The 24,356-nt window shown below is 43.3% G+C and carries 20 protein-coding genes; 11 read left to right on the top strand and 9 right to left on the bottom strand.

Annotated features, from left to right (window positions below):
* Nucleotides 1-220: 220 nt before the first annotated feature.
* Complete coding sequence (topA, locus tag AB4507_RS19730) at nucleotides 221-2,851, bottom strand: type I DNA topoisomerase (protein WP_017067846.1); 2,631 nt, start codon at nucleotides 2,849-2,851, stop codon at nucleotides 221-223.
* Nucleotides 2,852-3,290: 439 nt separating this feature from the next.
* Between topA and AB4507_RS19725 the strand changes: the two genes are divergently transcribed.
* The gene (locus AB4507_RS19725) at nucleotides 3,291-3,536 is read left to right on the top strand and encodes a YciN family protein (RefSeq protein ID WP_017062104.1); all 246 of its coding nucleotides are present in this window, start codon (nucleotides 3,291-3,293) and stop codon (nucleotides 3,534-3,536) included.
* A gap of 61 nt (nucleotides 3,537-3,597) precedes the next feature.
* On the opposite strand, the gene aroA is transcribed toward AB4507_RS19725, so the two are convergent.
* Entirely contained in the window at nucleotides 3,598-4,878 is a 1,281-nt protein-coding gene (gene aroA, locus AB4507_RS19720; RefSeq protein WP_017062105.1) for a 3-phosphoshikimate 1-carboxyvinyltransferase, read from the bottom strand.
* Nucleotides 4,879-5,040: 162 nt separating this feature from the next.
* On the bottom strand, nucleotides 5,041-5,496 hold the full coding sequence (locus AB4507_RS19715) for a glycine zipper 2TM domain-containing protein (protein ID WP_004736438.1): 456 nt from the start codon (nucleotides 5,494-5,496) through the stop codon (nucleotides 5,041-5,043).
* A 53-nt stretch (nucleotides 5,497-5,549) separates the two neighbouring features.
* On the opposite strand from AB4507_RS19715, the gene aat reads away from it, so the two are divergent.
* From aat to infA, 3 genes are all read left to right on the top strand, one after another.
* A complete protein-coding gene (gene aat, locus AB4507_RS19710) occupies nucleotides 5,550-6,260 on the top strand; it encodes a leucyl/phenylalanyl-tRNA--protein transferase (protein WP_017063504.1) in 711 nt (236 codons plus the stop codon).
* On the top strand, nucleotides 6,260-6,958 hold the full coding sequence (locus AB4507_RS19705) for an arginyltransferase (protein WP_372183173.1): 699 nt from the start codon (nucleotides 6,260-6,262) through the stop codon (nucleotides 6,956-6,958). Before aat ends, AB4507_RS19705 begins: the two co-directional genes overlap by 1 nt.
* An 81-nt stretch (nucleotides 6,959-7,039) precedes the next feature.
* Entirely contained in the window at nucleotides 7,040-7,258 is a 219-nt protein-coding gene (gene infA, locus AB4507_RS19700; RefSeq protein WP_001040192.1) for a translation initiation factor IF-1, read from the top strand.
* Nucleotides 7,259-7,438: 180 nt separating this feature from the next.
* Here infA and clpA read toward each other — a convergent pair whose 3' ends face one another.
* Nucleotides 7,439-9,712 carry an ATP-dependent Clp protease ATP-binding subunit ClpA gene (gene clpA, locus AB4507_RS19695; RefSeq protein ID WP_017062108.1) on the bottom strand — a complete coding sequence of 758 codons (2,274 nt, stop codon included), beginning with the start codon at nucleotides 9,710-9,712 and terminating at the stop codon, nucleotides 7,439-7,441.
* 39 nt (nucleotides 9,713-9,751) lie between these two features.
* A complete protein-coding gene (clpS, locus tag AB4507_RS19690) occupies nucleotides 9,752-10,072 on the bottom strand; it encodes an ATP-dependent Clp protease adapter ClpS (RefSeq protein ID WP_004737430.1) in 321 nt (106 codons plus the stop codon).
* A 586-nt stretch (nucleotides 10,073-10,658) separates the two neighbouring features.
* Between clpS and cspD the strand changes: the two genes are divergently transcribed.
* Entirely contained in the window at nucleotides 10,659-10,880 is a 222-nt protein-coding gene (cspD, locus tag AB4507_RS19685) for a cold shock domain-containing protein CspD (RefSeq protein WP_004736548.1), read from the top strand.
* 329 nt (nucleotides 10,881-11,209) lie between these two features.
* On the opposite strand, the gene AB4507_RS19680 is transcribed toward cspD, so the two are convergent.
* Complete coding sequence (locus AB4507_RS19680; protein WP_372183171.1) at nucleotides 11,210-13,435, bottom strand: NADP-dependent isocitrate dehydrogenase; 2,226 nt, start codon at nucleotides 13,433-13,435, stop codon at nucleotides 11,210-11,212.
* Nucleotides 13,436-13,756: 321 nt separating this feature from the next.
* Here AB4507_RS19680 and AB4507_RS19675 point away from each other — a divergent pair, with 321 nt between their 5' ends.
* Nucleotides 13,757-14,485 carry a pseudouridine synthase gene (locus AB4507_RS19675; RefSeq protein WP_136982378.1) on the top strand — a complete coding sequence of 243 codons (729 nt, stop codon included), beginning with the start codon at nucleotides 13,757-13,759 and terminating at the stop codon, nucleotides 14,483-14,485.
* Nucleotides 14,486-14,578: 93 nt separating this feature from the next.
* On the opposite strand, the gene AB4507_RS19670 is transcribed toward AB4507_RS19675, so the two are convergent.
* On the bottom strand, nucleotides 14,579-15,253 hold the full coding sequence (locus tag AB4507_RS19670) for a DUF2057 family protein (protein WP_372183169.1): 675 nt from the start codon (nucleotides 15,251-15,253) through the stop codon (nucleotides 14,579-14,581).
* A gap of 82 nt (nucleotides 15,254-15,335) precedes the next feature.
* The gene (locus tag AB4507_RS19665) at nucleotides 15,336-16,400 is read right to left on the bottom strand and encodes a porin (protein ID WP_372183167.1); all 1,065 of its coding nucleotides are present in this window, start codon (nucleotides 16,398-16,400) and stop codon (nucleotides 15,336-15,338) included.
* Nucleotides 16,401-16,913: 513 nt separating this feature from the next.
* Between AB4507_RS19665 and dinG the strand changes: the two genes are divergently transcribed.
* The 5 genes from dinG (at nucleotide 16,914) to AB4507_RS19640 (ending at nucleotide 21,834) form a co-directional block, all read left to right on the top strand.
* Nucleotides 16,914-18,989, top strand: coding sequence for an ATP-dependent DNA helicase DinG (dinG, locus tag AB4507_RS19660; RefSeq protein WP_372183165.1), 2,076 nt, complete (start codon nucleotides 16,914-16,916; stop codon nucleotides 18,987-18,989).
* Nucleotides 18,990-19,118: 129 nt separating this feature from the next.
* On the top strand, nucleotides 19,119-19,898 hold the full coding sequence (locus AB4507_RS19655) for a TSUP family transporter (protein WP_017062114.1): 780 nt from the start codon (nucleotides 19,119-19,121) through the stop codon (nucleotides 19,896-19,898).
* Between the two features lie 22 nt (nucleotides 19,899-19,920).
* A complete protein-coding gene (locus AB4507_RS19650; protein ID WP_017070024.1) occupies nucleotides 19,921-20,469 on the top strand; it encodes a primosomal replication protein in 549 nt (182 codons plus the stop codon).
* Nucleotides 20,459-20,629 (top strand): pleiotropic regulatory protein RsmS, encoded by a 171-nt coding sequence (gene rsmS / locus AB4507_RS19645; protein WP_017055021.1) that lies wholly within the window; start codon nucleotides 20,459-20,461, stop codon nucleotides 20,627-20,629. The genes AB4507_RS19650 and rsmS overlap by 11 nt, the downstream gene beginning before the upstream one ends.
* A 71-nt stretch (nucleotides 20,630-20,700) precedes the next feature.
* Nucleotides 20,701-21,834: a cupin domain-containing protein gene (locus AB4507_RS19640; RefSeq protein WP_086971790.1), complete on the top strand. Its 1,134-nt coding sequence runs from the start codon at nucleotides 20,701-20,703 to the stop codon at nucleotides 21,832-21,834.
* 112 nt (nucleotides 21,835-21,946) lie between these two features.
* On the opposite strand, the gene AB4507_RS19635 is transcribed toward AB4507_RS19640, so the two are convergent.
* Entirely contained in the window at nucleotides 21,947-24,064 is a 2,118-nt protein-coding gene (locus AB4507_RS19635) for a methyl-accepting chemotaxis protein (RefSeq protein WP_050643783.1), read from the bottom strand.
* Nucleotides 24,065-24,356: the final 292 nt, after the last annotated feature.

Here is a 24,356-nt window from a genome sequence, read left to right as displayed (position 1 = left end):
TATACAACTAAACGCTGATCTGTGAGTTACAATATTTTAATTAAGTTACATTCTCGTTAAAGTTGCATAAGAAAATCTGATTAATTGCCATTATTTATTTTGCGATGTGAATTTAATAAATTCTCGCAGACGAAACACCAGGTCAACAAGTTGCATATTTAGTCATATTGAGATCAAAAAAAAGCAGCCATTAGGCTGCTTTTTCATCAATAACGTTCAGTTATTTCTCTTTAGGCTTTTTACGCTTATCCGTAACTTCCCACTTACCGTCGATGTACAACGCAGTCCAACCGGACGGTTTTCCATCTACTTCAGTACGCACGTAGTTTTCTTTGGTCTTACGACTAAAACGAACCACTGTCGGCTTACCATCAGGGTCAGCAACTGGCGCTGATGCTAGGTATTGGAACTTAGGTGAGATACGGTCTTTAAAACGAACCAGCTCTTCCACTAATGGTGCACGTGTTTCACGTGATTTAGGGAAGTTGCTCGCAGCCATAAATAGACCAGAAGCACCATCACGAAGAACAAAGTACGCGTCTGAATTTTCACACGGAAGTTCAGGGAAATGCACCGGGTCTTCTTTTGGTGGCGCAACTTCGCCATTTTTCAGAATCTTACGAGTGTTCTTACAATCTTCACTCGTACAGTCCATGTATTTACCAAAACGACCGTTCTTCAGAACCATGTCAGAACCACACTTGTCACACTCAACAAGTGGACCATCGTAGCCTTTCACTTTAAATTCGCCGTGCTCAACCACATAACCTTCACAGTTCGGGTTGTTACCACATACGTGCATCTTACGCTTATCATCGATTAGATAAGCATCCATTGCTGTTTCACAAATAGGACAACGCTTTTTAGCTCGAAGTGCTGCTGTTTCAACGTCTTCTTCAAGCACGTTGATAATGCCTTCTTCATCACCAAGGTTGATTGTTGTCTTACAACGCTCTTTTGGTGGAAGTGCATAGCCAGAACAACCAAGGAATACGCCTGTCGAAGCAGTACGAATACCCATTTTACGGCTACAAGTCGGACACTCAATATCGGTTTCCACGATATGATTTGGCTTCATGCCTCCAGCGTCTTCGTCTAAATCTGCTTTTTCCAAATCGCCAGTAAAGTCTTCGAAGAAGTTATCTAGCACGCCTTTCCAGCTTGCTTCGCCTTCTGCGATTTGGTCCAACTTCTGCTCCATACGAGCAGTGAAGTCGTAGTTCATTAGGTCATTGAAACTGCCATCTAGACGGTCAGTAACAATTTCACCCATCTTCTCAGCATAGAAACGACGCTGTTCAACTTTTACATAACCGCGATCTTGAATCGTTGAGATGATTGATGCGTATGTTGAAGGACGACCAATACCACGCTTCTCAAGCTCTTTAACTAGCGCCGCTTCAGTGAAACGAGCCGGTGGCTTAGTGAAGTGCTGTTTAGGGTCTAGCGCAATCAGATCAAGCTTATCGCCGATCTGTACTGCTGGAAGGATCGTATCTTCGTTCTTGCCCATTGGACGCTGAACACGAGTCCAACCATCAAATTTAAGGATACGACCTTTCGCTTTCAACGTGTACTCATCTGCTTTAACGCTTACTGTCGTTGAATCGTATTGAGCTGGCGTCATTTGACACGCTACGAATTGATTCCAAATTAGCGAGTAAAGCTTGTGTGCGTCTGCGTCTACGCCGTTTAGATCTTCCGACTTAACATCTACACTTGAAGGACGAATCGCTTCGTGGGCCTCTTGAGCGCCCTCTTTGCTGCCGTATGCAAGAGCTTTAGGTGGAAGGTATTGCGCGCCGTACTCAGAACCAATGTATTCACGAGCGGCTTCTACAGCTTCTGAACTCAAGTTGGTTGAATCAGTACGCATATAAGTGATGTAACCCGCTTCATACAGGCGTTGAGCCAGCATCATGGTTTTCTTTACGCCATAACCAAGACGCGTACTCGCCGCTTGTTGCAGCGTCGACGTGATGTAAGGTGCAGACGGCTTACTCTTTGTTGGGCGGTCTTCACGTTTACATACTTCGTATTGCGCTTTTTCTAAAACGCTAACAGCAGCTTGTGTTTGCGCTTCATTTTCAGGTTTAAACGCAACACCGTCTTTCTGTGCAACTTGCAGTCTAAAGTCGGTTTTCTCTGCTGTTTTAGTATCAGCATGCACATCCCAGAACTCTTCAGGGATAAAGGCGTTGATCTCGCGCTCACGCTCTACCAGTAGTTTTACCGCTACTGATTGAACACGGCCAGCGGACAGGCCTCGTGCTACTTTTTTCCAAAGCAGAGGTGACACCATAAAGCCAACAACACGGTCCATAAAACGTCGTGCTTGTTGTGCGTTTACGCCATCAATATTTAGCTCACCTGGAGTTTCGAAAGCTTGTTGAATAGCATTCTTGGTGATTTCGTTAAAAACCACTCGCTTGTATCGCGTTTCATCGCCACCGATGATCTCACGAAGGTGCCATGCGATAGCTTCTCCTTCGCGGTCCAAATCGGTTGCGAGATAAACATGGTCTGCGTTCTCAGCCAGTTTTTGCAATTCAGCGACGACTTTCTCTTTACCAGGTAGGATTTGGTAGTTCGCTTCCCACTCTTTATACGGGTTGATACCCATCTTTTTGATAAGAGCTTTGCGATCTTTTTCTTTCTTGATACGAGCTTTGTCTTCTGGGCTCATACCCTTGGTTGAAACTGCAGCAGCCTTTTGACCAGTACTTTGACCTGCCGTTGGTAAATCACGTACGTGACCTACACTCGACTTAACGACAAAGTCTTTGCCAAGATATTTATTGATAGTTTTAGCCTTGGCTGGCGACTCCACTATAACGAGCGATTTACCCATATTGACTCTAACGTCCTTAATCACGATGCTTCAGCACCAACAATTTAGCTTGTGGGCTTTTACGCATGATATTCTAAATTCATTGCTTCTTTTTTTACTATTGTGCGAGATTACTAGAAGATCAACCGCTTTTTTCAAAATTGGATCTGATCGCTCGACAATTCGACGACTCATAGATAAAAGGGTCACAATATAAAGAAGCTATAAAGTACTCACTAAGAATACTTGCAAGAGCCTATTCATCAGGCATTACGTCTAAACGGGCTCATACTAAGCTTGTCCGCGAATCTAACGCGAGCCCCATTCAATTATTTTTGCCGTAAATCACAAAATAAATTGTGGATGTTTGAAAAGACTCTCTTAATCGGTTGTGAAATCATTGAATTTCTAGTTCGACACCATAAACTCAACGTTATATTCAGTTATCAGAGATAAACTCATGACAAAGAAAGTAATAGCAGAATTTGATTTACTGCTTATCGCAAACCAAATTATCCAATCACATGATGACTACATTGAAGGCATGCGCGCAAACAGCGTAGTAGAAAAAGACGATGTACTCGTCTTCAAAGGTGAATACTTCTTAGACAGCAATGGAATGCCGACAGAGAATACAACCGCGGTATTTAACATGTTTAAATACTTAGCGCACCACCTTTCGAAAGAATTTACAATTCAGCAATAATTAAAAAGCTTGCCACTTAGGCAAGCTTTTTTGTTCCTAAACCTTTACATACTAAGCATTTTTATAGACTTAGCATTTTCAGCTTGTCGAAATAATCAGGGAATGTCTTTGACGTACAACCTGGATCATTAATCGTCACAGGCGTATCGCTCAAAGCAACCAGCGAGAAACACATCGCCATACGGTGATCATCGTAAGTATCAATCGCCGCATGAGTCAGTTCAGCCACAGGGTTAACAATAATGTAATCTTCACCCTCTTCCACTTCAGCGCCGACTTTGCGTAGCTCTGTTGCCATTGCAGCCAAGCGGTCTGTCTCTTTCACACGCCAGTTGTAGACATTACGGATTGCCGTTGTGCCTTTCGCAAACAATGCGGTTGTCGCGATAGTCATCGCAGCATCTGGGATATGGTTATAGTCCATATCAATGCCTTTCAGCTCGCCACAACGAGAAATAACGTAGTCGTCACCCCATTCGATTTCCGCACCCATTTTCTCAAGCGCATCAGCGAATTGGATATCACCTTGGATACTGTTTTTACCAATACCAGTGACCTTAATCTCACCACCTTTGATAGCAGCGGCTGCAAGGAAATATGACGCAGATGATGCATCACCTTCAACCAAGAAATCACCCGGTGCCGAGTAAGATTGCCCGGTAGGAATCACAAACTCTTGGTAATCATTATTGATCACGTCCACACCAAATTGCTTCATGATGTGCAGCGTAATATCGATGTAAGGTTTAGAAACCAATTCACCGTCAATTTTAATGGTCACTTCACCTTCAGCTAAAGGCGCAGCCATCAAAAATGCCGTCAAAAATTGACTAGAGATCGAACCGTCGATAGAAACCGTACCGCTCTTCAAACCGGTACCTGTGATCTTCAATGGCGGGTAGTTTTCGTTCTCTAAATATTCAACGTCGGCACCGGCTTCTCGTAGTGCTGTTACTAAGTGGCCAATTGGGCGCTCTTTCATGCGAGGCTCACCAGTAAGAACGTATTCACCGCGACCTAAACATAGTGCAGCCGCCAACGGACGCATCGCCGTACCCGCGTTACCTAAGAAAAGCTCTAGGGCTTTGTCACTTGAGAATGCACCACCAACACCTGTCACTTCACAAACGGTTTTGTCTGCAGACAACTGATAATCAACACCTAACTGAGTCAATGCATTCAACATATGACGAATATCATCACTGTCTAGCAAGTTTGTTAGGCGAGTGGTTCCCGTAGAAAGTGCAGCCAAAAGAAGTGCACGGTTGGAAACGCTTTTTGAACCAGGTAGGTTAACTTCCCCGTTCACTTTTTGAATTGGTTGTAACGTAAGGCTTTCCATTAAATCTTATAGTCCTTGTACCACCCGAAGTCACTGGTGCGTATTTATTTTCGGGTGATGAATAATTCTTCGTACTTGCAGACTAACGAACTTTTCCAACGAACTCCAGAGCTAATCCGGCCCAAACCGGTGATTAATTAGCCAATCAATCGTATTTATATACTAGTACACGAGATCAACTCGAACACCATCTGAAAAATAGAGAATTCGTACATCATCGCCTCGGTTGAACAGCATCGAGTTATCGACATCTTGGATAATGTTGACCAACTTGTCGTCTTTGGTTTTGACCAATAACTCGACCAGTTTGTACTCTACTTTATATTGTGTGTTACCTCGGTTACGAGCAATACCCGCACCTGCTACTGCACCTACAGCTGTCGCCACTTCTTTACCAGTGCCGCCGCCAAACTGGTTACCAATCAAGCCACCAATCGCCGCACCTAACAAGGTTTCCCAACCATTCGCTTTCGACTCAACGATCTCTTGCTGAGTGATGTATCTGACCGTATCAATCTCACCATAAACCACCTCGTTTACTGGTCTAGCTTGGTTTCTGTTGTAAGCTGCATTTGCCAACATGGGCAAAACAAGTAAAATCCAAAGCAACTTCTTCATGGTAAAACTCCTAAAGACCTCTTGGTCAGTGATTAATCTGTAATGCGGTACTTATGACTATATACCTAACCGAACTTGATACTACTAGTATAGAGTTTCCTTCGCCTTTCGACGCGCTTGATGACCCCAACGGTCTGCTCGCCTTCGGTGGTGATTTATCACCAATGCGAATTTTAAACGCTTATAGCCAAGGTATATTTCCATGGTATGGCCCAGGTGAGCCTATACTTTGGTGGAGCCCTGCACCGCGAGCGGTATTTAATCCTAAGACATTCGAACCGTCAAAAAGTCTTAAAAAGTTTCAAAGAAAGCACAATTACCGAGTCAGCATCAACCAAGCGACGGACAGAGTAATTGGTTATTGCTCTTCACTAAGACCCGAAGAAGAAACCTGGCTAAACAGCGACATGCAGTCCGCCTACCGCAAACTCGCTTCATTAGGTTTCTGCCACTCGGTTGAGGTTTGGCAAGATGATGAACTGATCGGTGGACTTTACGGCTTACAAAGAGGCCAAGTCTTTTGCGGTGAATCGATGTTCAGCCTCAAGACCAATGCCTCTAAAATTGCGCTGTGGTACTTTTGTAAACACTTTACCCGATTCGGCGGACAACTGATTGATTGCCAAGTCATGAACCCTCACTTGGAATCCTTGGGCGCTATCGAGGTTGATAGGGATGAATTCCTAGGCTCTCTGCAATTACTCAAAGAGTTCTCCGTTGACGATGCATGCTTTAAAACCCAATGGCTAAAGGAAATGCCTTAATGAATCCAGATTTACAACAAATCAGAATTGGATTAACAGACAATCACGCTTGCAGCTACTTACCTCACTTCGAAGAGAGAGTGGCGGTCACGCTTGACGAACACATGCACACCTCAGATAACTATGAAGTTCTGCTTGCGAATGGATTTCGCCGCAGTGGTTCAACCATTTATAAGCCACATTGCGATAATTGCTCAGCATGCCAAGCGATTCGGCTTTCAATTCCTGAGGTTAAGCTTTCCAAAAGCCAACGACGGATCCTTAACAAAGGAAAATCACTACGTTGGGAACTGAAAGATGAGATGGATGACAACTGGTTTGACTTATACAGTCGCTATATCACCGCTCGTCACCGTTCGGGAACCATGTACCCACCCAAGAAAGAAGAGTTTCTACAATTCTCTAAAAATGAGTGGCTTACTACAAAGTTCATGCACATCTATGATGAGAACAAGTTGATTGGTATCGCCGTAACCGACATCATGGCTCACTGTACGAGCGCGTTTTATACCTTCTTCGATCCTGATATAGACATTTCGATGGGAACACTTGGCGTTCTATTTCAGATCCAACATGCCCAGAAAGAACAAAAACAATGGTTATATTTGGGTTATCAAATCGATGAATGCCCTGCGATGAACTATAAAGTACGATTTCAACGTCATCAAAGGCTAGTAAATCAGCGGTGGCAAGGGTAGAATACGCGACAACTTTACATATTTTGATTTTAACGGCACAATCAAGCCGTTGAAAACCGCCAAATTTCGAAAGAGGATTAGATGGCTAAAGAAGACGTAATCGAGATGCAAGGCACTGTCCTTGATACTCTACCAAACACAATGTTCCGTGTTGAGCTTGAAAACGGTCACGTAGTGACAGCACACATCTCTGGTAAAATGCGTAAGAACTACATCCGTATTCTTACTGGTGATAAAGTAACTGTTGAGATGACTCCATACGACCTTTCTAAAGGCCGCATCGTCTTCCGTGCTCGTTAATTTTTAATTAGCGAATACAATAAGAAGCGGAGCTTAAGGCTCCGTTTTTTATTGCCTGAGCTTTTTACTACACAAGCACATCAATCTCGCATCTCGCATCTCGCATCTCGCAAGCATAAAAAAACGCACAACCTAAGTCATGCGTTTTATATTTAAGCCTTTGATTTATCAATCACTTCGTTAGTGCATGACCTCTTCTTTAGCACCAACATAGATGAAATCCAATTCGTCTTTTTTCAGGGATACTTTAACCGTACCGCCATCAACCAAGCTACCGAACAGTAACTCGTTAGCAAGTGGTTTCTTAAGCTTCTCTTGAATAACACGTCCCATTGGACGAGCACCCATGGTCTTGTCATAGCCTTTATCAGCTAACCAGTGACGAGCATCCTCAGAAACCTCTAAAGACACGCCACGAGCGTCCAGTTGAACCTGAAGCTCGACAATGAACTTATCAACTACTTGGCTAATCACACTTGGGTCAAGGCTGTTGAACCAAATGATATTATCAAGACGGTTACGGAACTCAGGAGTAAATACCTTCTTTATTTCGCCCATCGCATCTGGCGCATGATCTTGTTGGATCAGGCCGATCGATTTCTTCTCGGTTTCAGCCACACCTGCGTTGGTCGTCATCACTAGAATCACATTACGGAAGTCCGCTTTGCGACCATTGTTGTCAGTTAGCGTGCCGTTATCCATTACCTGCAGTAGCAAGTTAAAGATATCTGGGTGAGCTTTCTCGATTTCATCCAGTAACACAACAGAGTGCGGGTTCTTGATTACGGCATCCGTTAGCAAACCACCTTGGTCGTAACCAACATAACCAGGAGGCGCACCAATCAAGCGGCTCACTGAGTGTCGCTCACCGTACTCAGACATATCAAAGCGCAGAAGCTCAATACCCATCAACTTAGACAGCTGAACAGTCACCTCTGTTTTACCGACACCAGTAGGACCAGCAAACAAGAATGAACCAACAGGTTTATTGTCTGCACCCAATCCAGCACGGGTCAGCTTAATCGCTTCACTCAATACATCGATTGCAGGGTCTTGTCCGAATACCAACATTTTCATGCGCTCATCCAGTTTCTGGAGTGTATCTTTGTCTGAAGACGATACTGACTTTTCAGGAATACGCGCCATTTTCGCAACCATTGACTCAATATCAGCCACGCTTACCGTTTTCTTACGACGGCTTGCAGGTGCCAAACGGCTACGAGCGCCCGCTTCATCGATTACGTCAATGGCCTTATCTGGAAGGTGACGTTCATTAATGTATTTAGCAGACAGTTCCACAGCGGCACGCAACGCTTTGTTGGTGTAGCGCACTTCGTGGTGAGCTTCGTATTTTGGCTTCAAGCCAATCAGAATCTTGGTCGTATCGTCTAGCGATGGTTCAATAATATCGATTTTCTGGAAGCGACGAGCTAAAGCACGCTCCTTCTCAAAAATACTGCTGTACTCTTGGTACGTTGTTGAACCGATGCAACGTAATTTGCCACTGCTTAGTAGTGGTTTAATTAAGTTTGCCGCATCAACCTGACCACCCGATGCAGCACCGGCACCGATAATGGTGTGGATCTCATCGATGAACAGAATCGCGTCTTCTTCTTTCTCCAGTTGCTTAAGAATCGCTTTAAAACGTTTCTCAAAGTCACCACGATATTTTGTTCCGGCTAACAGTGAACCGATATCTAGAGAATAAATTACGCTGCTCTGAATGATTTCGGGCACTTGCCCTTCAACGATGCGCCATGCAAGACCTTCCGCGATGGCAGTTTTACCTACCCCCGCTTCACCCACTAACAGAGGGTTGTTCTTACGACGACGACACAGAACTTGGATAGTACGTTCTAGCTCTTTGTCGCGACCGATTAATGGGTCAATATTGCCCTGCTTTGCGACTTCGTTAAGGTTAGTAGCAAAATTTTCTAAACGGTCTTCGGAATTAGCTTCTTCAGCATTTTCAGCACCACCAAATGAATCAGATGACGAAGGACTGTCGCCTTCGTTGCTGGCTTTGGTAATACCGTGTGAGATGAAGTTAACAATATCTAAGCGACTAATGTCGTTTTTCTTAAGAAGATATGCCGCGTGAGATTCCTGCTCACTAAAAATAGCCACAAGTACGTTAGCACCTGTTACTTCGCTGCGACCTGAAGATTGAACATGGAAAACAGCGCGTTGAAGTACTCGTTGAAAGCTCAACGTTGGCTGAGTTTCGCGAGTTTCGTCGCTTTCAGGGATAAGTGGGGTCGTTTGATCGATAAAAATATCGAGCTCATTGCGAAGAGCATCGAGATCAGCCTGACAAGCTTGGAGCGCTTCCTTGGCCGCATCATTTTCTAATAATGCTAGTAGGAGGTGTTCGACAGTCATGAATTCATGTCGCTTGTCTCGCGCACGAGCAAATGCGCCATTTAAACTCGTCTCTAATTCTTTATTTAGCATAAGTACCTCCTAAGGGAACAACAGTGTTGTTCGAGCAATTTATACTTGCTCCATTGTACATAGTAGCGGATGCTCATTTTCCTTTGAGTACATCGTGACCTGCGCTACCTTTGTTTCCGCTATTTCAGCACTGTATGTGCCGCATATAGCTTTACCTTCATAATGAACCTTGAGCATCACTTCCGTTGCTTTTTCGATATCTAGTGAGAAGAATCGCTCTAGGATCTCGATTACAAAGTCCATGGGCGTGTAGTCATCGTTATTCAACACAACGTTATACATCGCCGGTGGCTTTACTTTTGTTGCTTCTTTCTCCAGTAAATCTGAGCCTGGAGATGCCCATTCAAAGTTTCTGCTCATATCGCTTTGCTAAGGGTTATTTTTCGGAAGTCGTGAGTGTTTACCTAACTCAAATTTACCACATTCACGCTTTACGGTGTACTAAGAAACTGCACCGAGAAACAGTACCAAAAAATATTCCTCTATACTGAGCCTAATCCACCATTTCCATCGCTGCAAATAAAAGATCTCGATTAACAGGATTAACATATGTGATTGATTAAAAAGACGCCATAACTATTGATACTAACGATAAGATTACCGCTAAGTTACTATTTAGTTAATAGTTTGCAGTTAATCTCGAATGTGATTTGTTATTAAAATTGATCACTTTTATACCAATTTGCTATTGACTGTGCTCAATCATTAGCTACATTGGAGCTAAAAGGTTTTTTTAATACATTTTTGCAACATGATTTAAAATCAGTAACACGCTTCAAAAATTAACAATAAGGAATAATTACGCAGGGTAGCGTTAATTTCCGTAAGCAATGTACGAGATTCAAGCTATCAGCTGAAATTCTTTAGCTGGTAGGAATGATATCAATCGCACTTACAACAATTGATATAACAACGTTAGTAACAAAATGCATGAGGGATGTATAGCATGGCTACAGGTACAGTAAAATGGTTTAACAATGCCAAAGGGTTTGGCTTTATTTGTCCAGAAGGTGAAGACGGCGATATTTTCGCGCACTACTCCACAATACAAATGGAAGGTTATCGAACCTTAAAGGCTGGTCAGCAGGTCGACTATGAAGTAGAAAGTGGACCTAAAGGCTCGCATGCTAGCTCCGTTGTTCCTGTAGAAGGCAGCGCCGCAAAATAGGCGAATGCCAACTCATGTTAACCTCCGTCAGTCGTCATTAACGGCTGACAGGTAAACAGAATATTGAAACCGCTCATTTAATACCTGTAATACAGGCTTACTTGAGCGGTTTTTTCGTTTTGGGGCTATAAGGTTGCTCACTAGACCATTAGTTCGCGGATGTATTCTTATTAAGCTAGGTCTTAGGGATATTACAAAAGAACAAAAAAAGACGCTTTAACGTTATCGTTAAAGCGTCTTTCGTTTTGACTTTATCTATGACTTAACTGTCAGACTAAGCAACTCGTTAGCAAATCACCTTCATGACTGATTAACGATGAGCCCAATTACTATGCATCAATAAATGCGTTTAGCGTTGAGCTTGGGCGCATTAGTGTTGAAACCAATGCATCGTCAAGTAGGTAGTAACCACCTAAGTCGCCAGCCACACCTTGAGCGTTGTTGAGTTCTGCAACAATCGCTTCTTCACTTTCAGCCAGTTGACTTGCCACACCTGCAAACTCAGCAGCAAGATCAGCGTCAGCCGTTTGCTCAGCAAGCGCCTTAGCCCAGTATGCCGCTAGGTAGTAGTGGCTACCACGGTTATCAAGCTCACCTACTCGACGTGAAGGAGACTTATTGTTATCAAGGAACTCGCCCGTCGCTTTATCAAGCGCGTCAGCTAAAACTTGTGCTTTAGCGTTACCTGTTACTACGCTCAGGTGCTCTAGAGATGCAGCCAATGCCAAGAATTCTCCTAGGGAATCCCAACGCAGATGGTTTTCTTTCTCTACTTGTTGAACATGTTTAGGAGCAGAGCCGCCAGCACCTGTTTCAAACAGACCACCACCGTTCATTAGTGGAACAATCGATAGCATCTTAGCTGATGTACCAAGCTCTAAAATCGGGAACAAGTCAGTTAGGTAATCACGTAATACGTTACCAGTAACCGAAATAGTATCTAGGCCTTCTTTGATACGAACCAGTGAGTATTGAGTCGCTTCAAGTGGAGCAAGGATTTTAATTTCAAGACCATCGGTATCGTATTCAGGAAGGTATGCTTCAACTTTCTTGATAAGCTGAGCATCATGTGCGCGTGACGCATCTAGCCAAAATACCGCTGGAACACCCGATGCACGAGCACGCGTTACCGCAAGCTTAACCCAGTCTTGGATTGGTGCATCTTTAACCTGACACATACGGAAGATATCGCCTTCCTCTACGTCTTGCTCTAGAAGCACAGCGCCTGAAGCGTCAACAACTTGAACCTGACCAGTAGCTTCAAGGATGAAAGTCTTATCGTGAGAACCGTACTCTTCCGCTTTTTGAGCCATCAAGCCAACGTTTGGTACGCTACCCATCGTTGTAGGGTCGAAAGCGCCATTCTCTTTACAGAAATCAATAACCGCCTGGTAAATGCTCGCGTAGCTACGATCTGGGATCATTGCTTTGGTATCTTTTTGCTTACCTTCTGGATCCCACATTTGACCAGAAGAACGTAGCATTGCAGGCATAGATGCATCCACAATGATATCGCTTGGTACGTGCAGGTTTGTAATGCCGCGGTCCGAATCAACCATCGCTAGTGGTGGCTGCGTCTCGTATACAGCTTGCAGGTCAGCTTCGATTGCTTCTTTTTGATCTTGAGGAAGCGCTGCAATCTTCGCGTAGACATCACCGATGCCGTTATTTACATCAACGCCTAGCTCTTCAAACAGCTGACCGTGTTTAGCGAATACGTCTTTGTAGTAAACTTTAACCGCGTGACCAAAGATCACTGGGTCAGATACTTTCATCATCGTCGCTTTCATGTGAAGAGAAAGCAGTACACCTTGCTCTTTAGCTGATGCGATTTCCTTTTCGAAGAACGCAACCAAAGCGGCCTTGTTCATCACTGACGCATCAATGATCTCTTTATCTTGCAGTGCAAAAGCTTGCTTCAATGTTTTCTTCGCGCCATCTTTACCAACGAATTCAATGCTAACTTCTGTAGCACCTTCAATGGTTACTGACTTTTCGCTACCGAAGAAGTCTTTGTCGTCCATACTTGAAACGTGCGACTTAGAATCTGCAGACCATGCACCCATTGAGTGTGGGTTCTTCTTCGCGTAGTTTTTAACTGAAAGTGGAGCGCGGCGATCCGAGTTACCTTCACGTAACACAGGGTTTACTGCACTGCCTTTGATTTTGTCATAAGTCGCTTTAACAGCTTTCTCTTCGTCAGTGTTTGCTTCTTCTGGGTAATTAGGAAGCGAGTAACCTTTTGACTGTAGCTCTTTGATTGTTGCTTGAAGCTGAGGTACTGATGCAGAGATGTTTGGAAGCTTGATAATGTTCGCTTCTGGTGTCTTAGCCAATTCACCTAGTTCTGCTAATGCATCACCAATACGTTGCTCTTCGTTCAAGTAGTCAGGGAAATTGGCAATAATGCGCCCTGCAAGTGAAATGTCGCGAGTATCAACGTTAATACCAGAAGAAGCTGTAAAAGATTGAATGATAGGCAGCAGAGAGTATGTTGCTAGCGCCGGAGCTTCGTCTGTAATGGTATAGATGATCGTTGGTTTTTCAGTAGGCATGAAATTTCCCTATAGTTCTTACAAGCTCATTTAAAGTAGTGAGCGTGTTATAAATTGACCAGTAAGCCACTCTAAGAGTGAAAACTGCTTACTCGATAGTCGTACTCTATCTTATTTTTCATACAATCTTGATGACAGCATGAACCAAATCCGTGAGTGCGTTGTTATAATAAAACACGAAGGTATAATTAAACAAATCAGGCTTAAGAGTCCATCAACTTGTTCTATTTTGTGTCTTTTAGGCGCGCAAATGATAGCTCAATTCCGTTTCAGTGAAAACTTTTCAGCACACTTCGTTTACATTTTTGCAAGGTAGTTAACATGTCTACTCGCTCACGCAGCGCATCTCGTTCAGACAAACCGGCTCGTTCTGGTGCAACATTAAAACAAAGCGGTAATAGACAAAGCCGAAGCAGTGATAAGAATAACACTGGCAATTCGCACAACAAATCTCACTCCAGTAAGCACCGATATAAAGGCAAGCCTACTAATGCAAAACCTAAGGTAGCACTCGAAGATCGCAAAGTAATTCTGTTCAACAAGCCTTTCGATACTCTTAGCCAATTTACTGATGGTGAAGGGAGAAAAACGCTGGCGGACTTTATTCCAGTGAAAGACGTTTATGCTGCAGGTCGCCTTGACCGAGACAGCGAAGGGTTAATGGTCTTGACCAATGATGGGATATTTCAAGCTAAGCTAACTCAACCAAACTCAAAATCTCCAAAGACTTACTGGGTACAGGTTGAAGGCGCACCTTCTGAGGAAGATTTAGATAAATTGAGAAAAGGTGTCGAACTAAAAGACGGTATGACACTACCGGCTAAAGTAGAAGTGATGCAAGAACCTGAAGTGTGGGATAGAAACCCTCCAGTACGCTTCAGAGCCGCGATACCGACAACATGGTTAGCTATTACAATCATCGAAGGACGTAACCGTCAGGTAAGACGAATGACAGCAAATATCGGCTTCCCTACCCTACGTCTTATCCGCTATTCAATGGGCAACATGAATGTGGGGCAGCTTCAGCCTGGTGAGTGGAAAGAGATCTGATTCTGCCGGAATCAAACTCTTAAATTAAAGAGTAAAAAAGCGAGGTCTTCTAAAACAGACGCTCGCTTTTCTCATCAATTTTGTGCAACTTCATTAATCTTGATCGATCATCCACTTGCGGAATTCTTTACGATCTTCTTTTGAAGTCTTCAGGTACCAAGCTTGAAGCTGTTCTAGTTCTTCTGATTGAACCTTATCCATACTCTCAACAGGAAGAGCTACAGCCTCAACTATTTTTTTAGGCTGCGCTACTGCTTGATTATCAATGGCAACATAAGAAACAGCGACAGCCGCCACCCCACCATTAATATTATACTCTCGAATCTCTTCAATATAGTTCCGACCTAATTGAACTCCATTTGATTTAAGCTCATCAACAACCTTATCTACCTCAACACCATGTTGATCAACAATCTTAAACTCCAGATCTTTTAAACCTTTCTCAGCAGAGCGAACTGAACGATAAGTAGGCATTAAAAATTCAACATCTTGATCAGCATTTATATTGAACGTAACAATCTGGTTTTTGCCATAAACTTTTTTACGATCACCTGATTTTTCTATTACAGGTTCGTATTGAAATACGACTTGGTTCTGACCTGTATTTAAAGTGACAACAGTAGATGCTTTGAAGGCCTGACCTGAGGTTTCAGGCTTTTTCATATTAACAGCTAAAAGGTCTACTGTATCTTTGACAGTTAGAGATGCCGAGATTCCAGGCATACTAACTAACATGGCAGACATTAATGTAATTGCTTGTATTTTCATAATAATCCATCAAGTACAAAAAAGCCCAGCTTACGCTGGGCTCTATAATTTAGTCAAACTAATATGTTATTAGTCTAATATATTACCAGTAAACACGTACGCCAGTTGCGAATGCTAGAGCACCGTCTGCGATAGTTGGCTCATTAACAAAAGAATCAGATTCTTTGTTTGTGAAACCTAGAGTACGACCGTCTAGGTAAGCAGCTTCAACATAGATACGAGACCAGCTGTTAAAGTGGTAATCAGTACCTACATAAATAACTGTAGAAGTGTCTTCTTCACCAAACTCACCAACTAGGCTGATGTTACCAGTATCTTGATCTGTGTATTCGTAACCCGCGTAAGCTGTTGCGTTGTCAGCCCATGCATATGTACCTGCCAATGAGATACCATCGATAGTTACTTTATGCTCTGAGTTTTTGATTTCTGTATTGTAGTATGTGAAACCAATACCAGCTTTACCAAATGAGTACTCAACAGTTGCTTGGTAGTAAGTATCTTCTACTTTATCAGCACCAGTTTCATCTGTCGTTTGACCGAAACCAACGTGACCACTTAGATCACCAGCAGAACCACCGACAAAAATTTCAGCAAGCTCTTGATTGCTATCATTTTCATCTAGACCGTAGTTAGCAGCAACAAAAAAGTTATCAGCATCGTAGTTGTACTTGATCATTGAGTCGTGAGCTGCACCATTAAGCTGAGAATAACCTAAAGCAGAACCACCGTAGAAGTAAGAGTAATCAGCACCGTAGATATCATCGGCAATAGTCCATTGCTGACCGATTTTAATTGAACCAAAATCACCAGAGAAACCTAGGATGTGTTGGCGGATTTTCATTTCCTCTTCTTTAACAGAAAATTCAACTTTACCAATAATGTCTAGAGAATCATTAAGTGCATATTTTGCATCAACACCTGCACGTGAAGAACCAGCACCAATAGTTGTTTTACCTTCCTTAACTGTACCAACGAACATGTCAGTACCTTGGTCGTAAGCATATTCTTTTGTGTCATCAGAAATTTTCAGCTCAGTACGTAGTTGACCGTAAAAGTCTACTGAACCTTCATCCGTTTTAAAAATTTCTGCTGCGCTTACTGAACCAGCTGCTGTCATAACCGCTAGTGCTAATAGAGTCTTTTTCATAATAAATCCACTGCCTTTTCTAAGAATGGGAGATCCTTGCCCGGTTCCCTTTTATTTTTATGACTGGTCATTACCACTCTTTGTTGGTTAACCACCGTCACTAAATTTCGAGGTCTAGATTGCAAAAGATTATCCTGCGTGTCAAATAAACTAAAAACAAACCTAAAAAAAACACAAAACCATCAAAATCAATCACTTACATTTTTTTTCATTGTTTTACGAGCAGCTTATCCTTAGTTTTATCAGGAAATATAATAATCCAAAAAAAGAACAAAACAGCATTTAACACCGCAATCAACTCATATAAACGCCAACTTTCAGAACTTAACGCCTACAAGCCAGTCTTTTTTAATATTTATATTTCGCAACATAAATAAAATAGTTAAGTTCCTGATGGTTCAGTTTTTTTTTGTGAACAAGATCTACCTTTGATTCAAAAGCAAGCTATTTCACCGCAAATGTACCGACTAGTGATATGTGCTACTATCCTCGCTCCGTTACGTAGGTCACAGTATGCTAACTACTAAAATTCAAAAATCTATTCGCACCAGTTATCAAAACCTCCAAGATCAGTTGGACAACTTTGTACCTCGTCGTGCCCAAAATTACCTTGTTGCAGAAATAGCGAAGACACTTTGTGGTCAATACCACAAAAGTAATCGCATGATTGTTGCAGAAGCGGGGACAGGGATCGGGAAATCACTGGCTTATTTAATGGCTACTATTCCTGTCGCTGTGCTCAATAATCGAAAAATAGTCATATCGACGGCGACGGTTGCGCTACAAGAACAGCTCGTCAATAAAGATCTCCCTCTATATAGAAGACTGACTGATCGAGAGTTTTCTTTCATATTAGCGAAGGGCAGACAGCGTTATTGTTGCTCCGAAAAGTTAGCCGCTGCCTGTGGGGTTGATGGCGGACAAATGGCCATGTTCGAATCTAAGCCAAAGAAGAAAGATATCGAGCAACTTCAAACCATGTATCGAAGCCTAACCCAAGGTAAATGGGATGGTGACCGCGATTCGTGGCCGAAACCCATCGACAACATGATTTGGCAGATGATTGTCAGTGATAAGCACAGCTGTAACAACAGTATGCCCACGCATAGAGACTGTCCTTTCCAGAAAGCGCGCTCAGAGTTAGATAAAGCAGACGTGATTATCGCCAATCACAGTTTAGTGATGGCAGATGCTGACCTAGGCGGCGGCGTGATACTGCCTGAACCAGAAAATAGCATCTATATATTCGATGAAGCTCACCATTTACCGCATGTAGCCAGAGATCACTCTTCTGCGGCTGCGAGCTTAAAAGGCGCGGCGTCATGGTTGGAGCGTTTGAATCAATCCATCACTAAGCTTTCAGGCCTCGCTGACGAGAAACGTGTCCACCGATTTAGAAATGAGCTGCAAGACTCAGTGCAACAGCTGATCCCTATCCTGACTCAAATGAGTAAACAGTTTGACGCTAACCACTTTGAAGACGGCTTGTATCGCTTCGAACATGGCGACTTACCTGAGTGGCTTGAGAATGAATCAAAAGATCTCAAGCAGCTCACACAAAAGGCGAGCCAAGCCGTTGCGAAGATTGCCGACCTGATTGCAGAACGAGTTAAAGACGGCGAGCTTTCAGCAAAGCTTGCAGAGCCGGCACTGGCAGAAATTGGCTTCTATATACAAAGAACAGAGAACCTTGCTCAAGTTTGGCGCTTAATGGCTGAACCGAAGAGAAAAACAGGCGCTCCTTTGGCTCGTTGGCTCGAACTTAACAAAGAAAGCGAAGGCGATTTCGTTGTGAATGTTTCGCCACTAGAGGTAGGTTGGCAACTGGATCAACAAATCTGGAGCCGCTGTGTGGGTGCCGTATTAGTATCTGCGACCATGAGGGCGCTCAACTCTTTCAGCTTTTTCTGTCATCAAGCCGGTATCAGCCAAAAAGCAGAAGATGGCGTACAGTTTTTGGCTTTGGCATCACCGTTTGATTACCAGAATCAAGCTGAGCTGATCGTTCCGGCAATGAAGTACGAACCACAAGCACCTCAGTTTACCGAATATCTTATTGAAATTTTGCCTAAGGTAATAGAAGACAAAAAAGCCAATCTCGTTCTATTCTCTTCTTACTGGCAAATGAACAAAGTTGCAGAGGCTTTAGCAACAGATTTCGTTAAAAAATCGTGGGCATTGCAGGTTCAAGGTGATACTTCACGAACTGAAATCCTAAAAAAACATAAAAAGCTAATAGACCAAGGTAAAACCAGCGTTCTTTTTGGAACTGGCAGCTTTTCTGAAGGTCTTGATCTACCGGGTGAGCTTCTTGAAAACCTCGTGATTACTAAGATTCCTTTTGGTGTTCCTACCTCTCCCGTAGAGCAAGCACATTCAGAATATATTGAATCACGCGGTGGTAACCCTTTTATGCAGATTACTGTTCCAGATGCGAGTAAAAAGCTTATTCAATCTGTGGGCAGACTACTGCGTAAGGAAAAAGATTCTGGTAAAGTCACGATCCTTGATAGACGCATAGTAACGAAGCGATACGGAAAGTCCCTACTCGATTCACTACCGCCTTTTAAAAGAACAATAAAATACTAATATCCCCTGCCCTTGAGGCAGTTATGGGCCTGTCATCGCTAGGCCCTTGCATTCACAACCCAACATGACTAATCCATCGGTTTTTCATGTGGCTGCCCTATCAGCCGATAACGAGAACACTAGCTATTTATGGAAATGATTGAGCCAACCATGTTGGTCATACTTGCTCTGGTTGCATTTGCAGCAGGCTTTATTGATGCTGTCGCAGGTGGCGGAGGGATGTTAACCGTTCCAGCTTTACTATCACTTGGTTTACCGCCACACATCGCATTGGGTACTAACAAGCTTGCAGCAACCTTCGCTTCATCTACAGCTGCATTCACTTACTACCGTAAAAAGCTGTTCAAGCCTGAGTGTTGGGTCAATGCATTCATATCTACTTTAATCGGTGCGACAATCGGCACACTCACTGTTGATGCTATTAGCACAGAGTGGTTAGAGAAGGTATTGCCGTTAGTCATTCTTGCCGCTGCGGTCTATACCATTTTTCATAAAACTCCAGATGTGAGCCATAATGTGTCTCCCAAGCCTTGCCCTGTACTTAAGAGAAAGCAAAAGTACCAAGGATTCATTCTTGGCTTTTATGATGGGGTTGCTGGCCCAGGAACTGGCGCGTTTTGGACGGTAAGCTCTATGGCGCTTTATCGCTTAAATATCTTACTTGCCTCTGGTTTATCCAAAGCTATGAACTTTACTAGTAACTTTACCTCTTTGGTGACCTTCGCGATTCTTGGACATATTGATTGGGTTCTAGGTTTAACCATGGGTCTTTGTTTAATGGCTGGAGCGTTCGTTGGCGCTCACTCTGCAATTCGTTTCGGTGCTACATTTATACGACCGGTGTTTGTTACCGTAGTAAGCGTACTTGCAATTAAACTGGCATATGAAGCTTGGTTTGTGAACTTATAGGCAGTAGCCAACGGGAAGTGAAATGAATCAATTTTCAAAGCTAAAAAGTGTCATTGATACCTTGATTGGCCATTGCTCTCAGGTTGATAAATCTCGAGGGGCTTATCATCAAGCCTTGTTTGACCGAGCCTTATTTAAATGTGGCGCCTCTGTTTTGCTTCCCTATGCACTTGAAACTCAGGCAACGTACCGCACCATTGTACGTGAACAAACCTCAAATCAACTGACCGCATCCAGAGCCAACTATCTCACGGAAAAGCTGACAAATCAGATTGCTGCAATCCAAAGAGAGTTAGCCAACCATGATTTACGCTTAGACCGAAAAAGTAAGTCAGGGAAAACCCTTAACGACCTATACAACGAACTCGCTCAGCACCAAGACTGGCAAAAGCGATTGGTCGATTTAGTGCGAGTACGAAAATTAGCGTTTGATTCTGCGCCTCGCCACAGTAAGAAAAAAGCGGAAGAGGCTTGGCAGTTAGCAAAAGAGCGATTAGAACGCTGTGAAGACTCAATGAAAAATATTGAGAGACTGATTAACTTAGAGAACCCTAAGCGAAATGAACACTGATAACACACCATCACCACTGGATAACGCACCAGAAGAAGTTAAGTTAGCTGTCGACCTGATCTATCTGCTCGAAAGCAACGAAATCGATCCAAAAGTCGCATTAGAAGCAATCAAAATTGTCCAGCAAGATTTACAAGCCAAACTAGCATCTAGCATCTAGCATCTAGCATCTAGCATCTAGCATCTAGCATCTAGCATCTAGCATCTAGCATAAAAATATACAGGATTCACATGTACCAACTTAGCTTTTCTATGCCCGAGTTTCTTGAAAACTACTGGCATAAAAAACCAACCATCTTAAAGGGTGGCTTCCAAAACTTCGTCGACCCAATTTCGCCGGAAGAACTTGCTGGTTTATCGATGGAAGAAGAAGTGGATTCTCGCTTTGTCTCTAACCTCGACAATCAGTGGACTGCAGAACACGGCCCATTCTCTGAAGAAAAATTTGGCGAATTAACCGAAAGTCATTGGCAACTGATCGTTCAAGCTGCGAACCACTGGCACCAAGGCGCAAATCAGCTGACTGAGGCATTCCAAGCGTTACCAAACTGGTTATTCGACGATCTCATGATCTGTTACTCAGCACCTGAAGGCGGCGTAGGCCCACATATTGATCAATACGATGTCTTCATCATTCAAGGTCAAGGTAAACGTCAATGGAAGGTTGGCGCTAAAGATGTTGGCCAATACAAAGAGACTGTTCAAGCGTCTGCACTTCGTCAAATTGAAGGTTTTGACCCGATCATTGATGAAACTTTAGAGCCGGGCGATATCCTTTATATCCCACCGGGTTTCCCACATGAAGGGAACACGTTAGAGCCGTCAATGAGCTACTCTATTGGCTACCGCTCCCCTAAAGAACAAGAGCTGATCAGCAACTTTGCCGATTTTGTGCTTGCTCATGATATGGGTGACGTACACCTGCACGATCCAGAATTCAAAACGCAAGAAGGCTACGGAAAAATTCGTTCATCGGATTTAAGCAATCTCACAGACATGTTGAAATCTGCACTAGAGCAACCTGAAACCATCAGTGAATTCATGGGCTGTCTGCTAAGCCAATCACGCCACCAACTTGATATCGTTGCTCCTGAGCCACTATGGACTCAAGAAGAGATCGCTCAACACTTAGAGTCTGAAGGTGAGATTCACCGAGTATCAGGCTTAAAAGCGCTCTACCACGAAAATGAAAGCAACACAGCTTACATCAATGGCGAAGTGGTTAAGGTTGATGAAGCGGATTCTTCGTTACTCAACATACTTTGCGATGAGACCATGATTACCTCGGCTACTGCCCTATCTCCTTCGGGCATAACTGTCGTGACTGAATTGGTCAACAAAGGCTACTGGTTTATCGAAGAGTAAGCAGCGTCAACCGCTGGTTATTGCATAGCCTCTAAATAAACAATTAAAAAAGGGACAAATGAAATCTTCATTTGTCCCTTTTTCTATTCAAGAACTGGTTAAGGCTTAATGCTTATACCTTGAACTGATTGACCAACTTCTGTTGCTGTTGAGACAGTTGGTCAATTTCATTACCCACTTGCTCAGAAGCCGCGGCTTGCTCCAAGATCTTCGCACTCAAATCGCGAATATTAACCACGCTTTGATTTACTTCACCGGAAACCGATTGTTGCTCTTCAGCTGCTCGAACGATCTGACTGTTCATATCACTGATCGCCTCAATAGAAGTAAAGATCGACCCCAGATCTTCAACTGCTTTCTGAACGTGTAGTGCTGTGTCGTTTGCAAGTATATTGCCTTCTTGTATCGCTTCAACGACATCTTGAGTTCCAGCATGAACCTTGTCGATCACCGCTCTGATCTCACCAACCGATGATTGTGTGCGACTTGCGAGGTTTCTTACCTCATCCGCAACAACAGCAAAGCCACGGCCTTGTTCGCCAGCACGAGCCGCTTCAATCGCCGCATTCAATGCCAGTAAGTTAGTTTGCTCAGAAATCCCCTCAATAACACTTAAGATCTCGGTGATGTTACCGTTATTTTTTGCCAACTCTTCAACAATAGGAACAGCACTCGACATACGTTCCACCAGCTTTCTCATTTCACCGGCTGAAAGTTCGATGACTTGTTGCCCTTGTTGAGCAGAACGATTCGCTTCACAAGCAGCATCAACCGCCACTTCTGCATTTTGTACCACTAAGCCCGCTGTTTGAGTCATCTCTTCGGCCGCTGTCGCCACAAGATCGACTTCTTTAAATTGAGATTCGCTACTTTCTCGGGTACTTGATGCCGATGCTTTAGCCTGGCTTGTCGTGCTCGCCACTTGTTCAGTGGTGTGAATAACTTCTTTGATCGTGTGTTGTAGCTTGTCTAAGAATAAGTTGAACCCTTTAGATAACTGACCTATTTCGTCTTGAGACTTAACCTCTAAACGCTGTGTCAAATCCCCTTCACCAGAAGCGATGTCATTAAGTCGCTCAACCACTTGTCGAATAGGCTTCACAATTGAAAGGGAAGCAAATGCGATAATGGCTAAACCGAACAAAATGAACACAGTACCGGCAATCACTTCCGTCTTAATGCCTTCACTTAGCTTAGTACTAATGATGGAATCCAATTTGTTGGCATCAGCGACGACGCTCTCTCTCGGAATCTCAAACAACACACCCCAAGTTTGGTTAGCCGCAACAACAGGCGCAAAGGCAAGTAACCACTCACCGTTCTCGCTCCATTGCGTTGTCACTTCACCACCAAAGATAAAGTCGGTCATTAAATCACTGTTTGTATTGCCACTTTGGAAAGTTGAACCGACTGCAATGCTTGAATCATCAGAAGCGATGACCGAACCATCTAGACTAACCACGTAAGCTTTACCCGCACCGTTAAACAAGCTCTGGTCAGATTGAGTAATCACACTGGTTAAACCATCAAGTCTTAGATCAATACCAAGAAAACCAATAGCAACGTCGTCAACCAAAATAGGGACTGAAATAGAGGACGTAAGTAGTGCTACACCACCGCTGTTCACGACTCTCGGCGTACTAATACACGTTTGCCCTGAAGACAAAGGACAGTAAAAACGTTCGCTATTGCTGTCATCATTCAAGATAGATTCTGAAAGAACGTTCGCTAGAACATTTTCACCGTTATCTGCCACCTTCCAGTAAGGAGCAAAACGACCTTTTTCGTTAGAACCAACATAATCAGCATCGACATAATTCGCATCTTCACTATCGAGCAAGTCAGGCTTGAAAACTAGATACGCTCCTTGAATAGAGTCGAAGTTTAAAACCGAGCGACGAACCATTTCATCCAAGGCGGTACGAAGCTCTTCACTTGGTGTAAAGTTTTCGTCTGCATTGTTTTTTAGAAACTGAGCACTGGCCGCAAGCATCTCTGCGCGGTAAATAGCTTCGTCTACATAACGTTGAGTTTCTTGAGCGTTTAGCTGAGAAACAGACGCCAGCAACTGCTGAGTTTTATTGATAACTGATTCTGAACTTTGAGATTTGATGACTTGTTGATTGCTCGTCGCGTTGTAGATCGAGAAACCAATAAGAGACAGTGACGTAATGATTAAACAACAACCTGCTAAGAGGGTTATTTTCCACTGTACCGATAGAGAGCGCATTTAATATCCTTATTTAAGCCAAAAGACTTCCATAACCATAACTATCACATCGACAACGAATTGCTGTACACAATGTAAATGAGTTAGACGAATAGCTTAGCGGATAATTACAGCACAAATTGCTTACATATAAAACGAAAGTTTATACAAATGTTAATAGAGCGTGTTTTCTTCCTTTTTTCTGTGATTTCAAATGATGTACTCATATAATCATTAGCTGTGTTGCTTAGGTTTTAGCGCTTTGGACATAGCCAGAACATCGATATTTAAAGGAAGCCCACTCCACCCTCTC

The sequence above is a fragment of the Vibrio sp. 10N.222.54.A3 genome (assembly GCF_041474095.1).
GTDB lineage: Bacteria > Pseudomonadota > Gammaproteobacteria > Enterobacterales > Vibrionaceae > Vibrio > Vibrio crassostreae_C.
The sequence above is the reverse complement of the archived record's forward strand: the minus strand, read 5'-3'. Positions and strand labels throughout refer to the sequence as shown.

What these genes read in the sequence shown, in the direction of transcription:
- rsmS (WP_017055021.1), top strand. Translation starts at nt 20,459, where the DNA reads ATGAACACTGATAACACACCATCACCACTGGATAACGCACCAGAAGAA.
- AB4507_RS19670 (WP_372183169.1), bottom strand. Translation starts at nt 15,253, where the DNA reads ATGAAAATACAAGCAATTACATTAATGTCTGCCATGTTAGTTAGTATG.
- AB4507_RS19680 (WP_372183171.1), bottom strand. Translation starts at nt 13,435, where the DNA reads ATGCCTACTGAAAAACCAACGATCATCTATACCATTACAGACGAAGCT.
- AB4507_RS19725 (WP_017062104.1), top strand. Translation starts at nt 3,291, where the DNA reads ATGACAAAGAAAGTAATAGCAGAATTTGATTTACTGCTTATCGCAAAC.
- clpA (WP_017062108.1), bottom strand. Translation starts at nt 9,712, where the DNA reads ATGCTAAATAAAGAATTAGAGACGAGTTTAAATGGCGCATTTGCTCGT.
- AB4507_RS19650 (WP_017070024.1), top strand. Translation starts at nt 19,921, where the DNA reads ATGAATCAATTTTCAAAGCTAAAAAGTGTCATTGATACCTTGATTGGC.
- infA (WP_001040192.1), top strand. Translation starts at nt 7,040, where the DNA reads ATGGCTAAAGAAGACGTAATCGAGATGCAAGGCACTGTCCTTGATACT.
- AB4507_RS19635 (WP_050643783.1), bottom strand. Translation starts at nt 24,064, where the DNA reads ATGCGCTCTCTATCGGTACAGTGGAAAATAACCCTCTTAGCAGGTTGT.
- clpS (WP_004737430.1), bottom strand. Translation starts at nt 10,072, where the DNA reads ATGAGCAGAAACTTTGAATGGGCATCTCCAGGCTCAGATTTACTGGAG.
- topA (WP_017067846.1), bottom strand. Translation starts at nt 2,851, where the DNA reads ATGGGTAAATCGCTCGTTATAGTGGAGTCGCCAGCCAAGGCTAAAACT.
- AB4507_RS19705 (WP_372183173.1), top strand. Translation starts at nt 6,260, where the DNA reads ATGAATCCAGATTTACAACAAATCAGAATTGGATTAACAGACAATCAC.
- AB4507_RS19665 (WP_372183167.1), bottom strand. Translation starts at nt 16,400, where the DNA reads ATGAAAAAGACTCTATTAGCACTAGCGGTTATGACAGCAGCTGGTTCA.
- AB4507_RS19640 (WP_086971790.1), top strand. Translation starts at nt 20,701, where the DNA reads ATGTACCAACTTAGCTTTTCTATGCCCGAGTTTCTTGAAAACTACTGG.
- dinG (WP_372183165.1), top strand. Translation starts at nt 16,914, where the DNA reads ATGCTAACTACTAAAATTCAAAAATCTATTCGCACCAGTTATCAAAAC.
- aat (WP_017063504.1), top strand. Translation starts at nt 5,550, where the DNA reads ATGACTATATACCTAACCGAACTTGATACTACTAGTATAGAGTTTCCT.
- aroA (WP_017062105.1), bottom strand. Translation starts at nt 4,878, where the DNA reads ATGGAAAGCCTTACGTTACAACCAATTCAAAAAGTGAACGGGGAAGTT.
- AB4507_RS19715 (WP_004736438.1), bottom strand. Translation starts at nt 5,496, where the DNA reads ATGAAGAAGTTGCTTTGGATTTTACTTGTTTTGCCCATGTTGGCAAAT.
- AB4507_RS19675 (WP_136982378.1), top strand. Translation starts at nt 13,757, where the DNA reads ATGTCTACTCGCTCACGCAGCGCATCTCGTTCAGACAAACCGGCTCGT.
- AB4507_RS19655 (WP_017062114.1), top strand. Translation starts at nt 19,119, where the DNA reads ATGGAAATGATTGAGCCAACCATGTTGGTCATACTTGCTCTGGTTGCA.
- cspD (WP_004736548.1), top strand. Translation starts at nt 10,659, where the DNA reads ATGGCTACAGGTACAGTAAAATGGTTTAACAATGCCAAAGGGTTTGGC.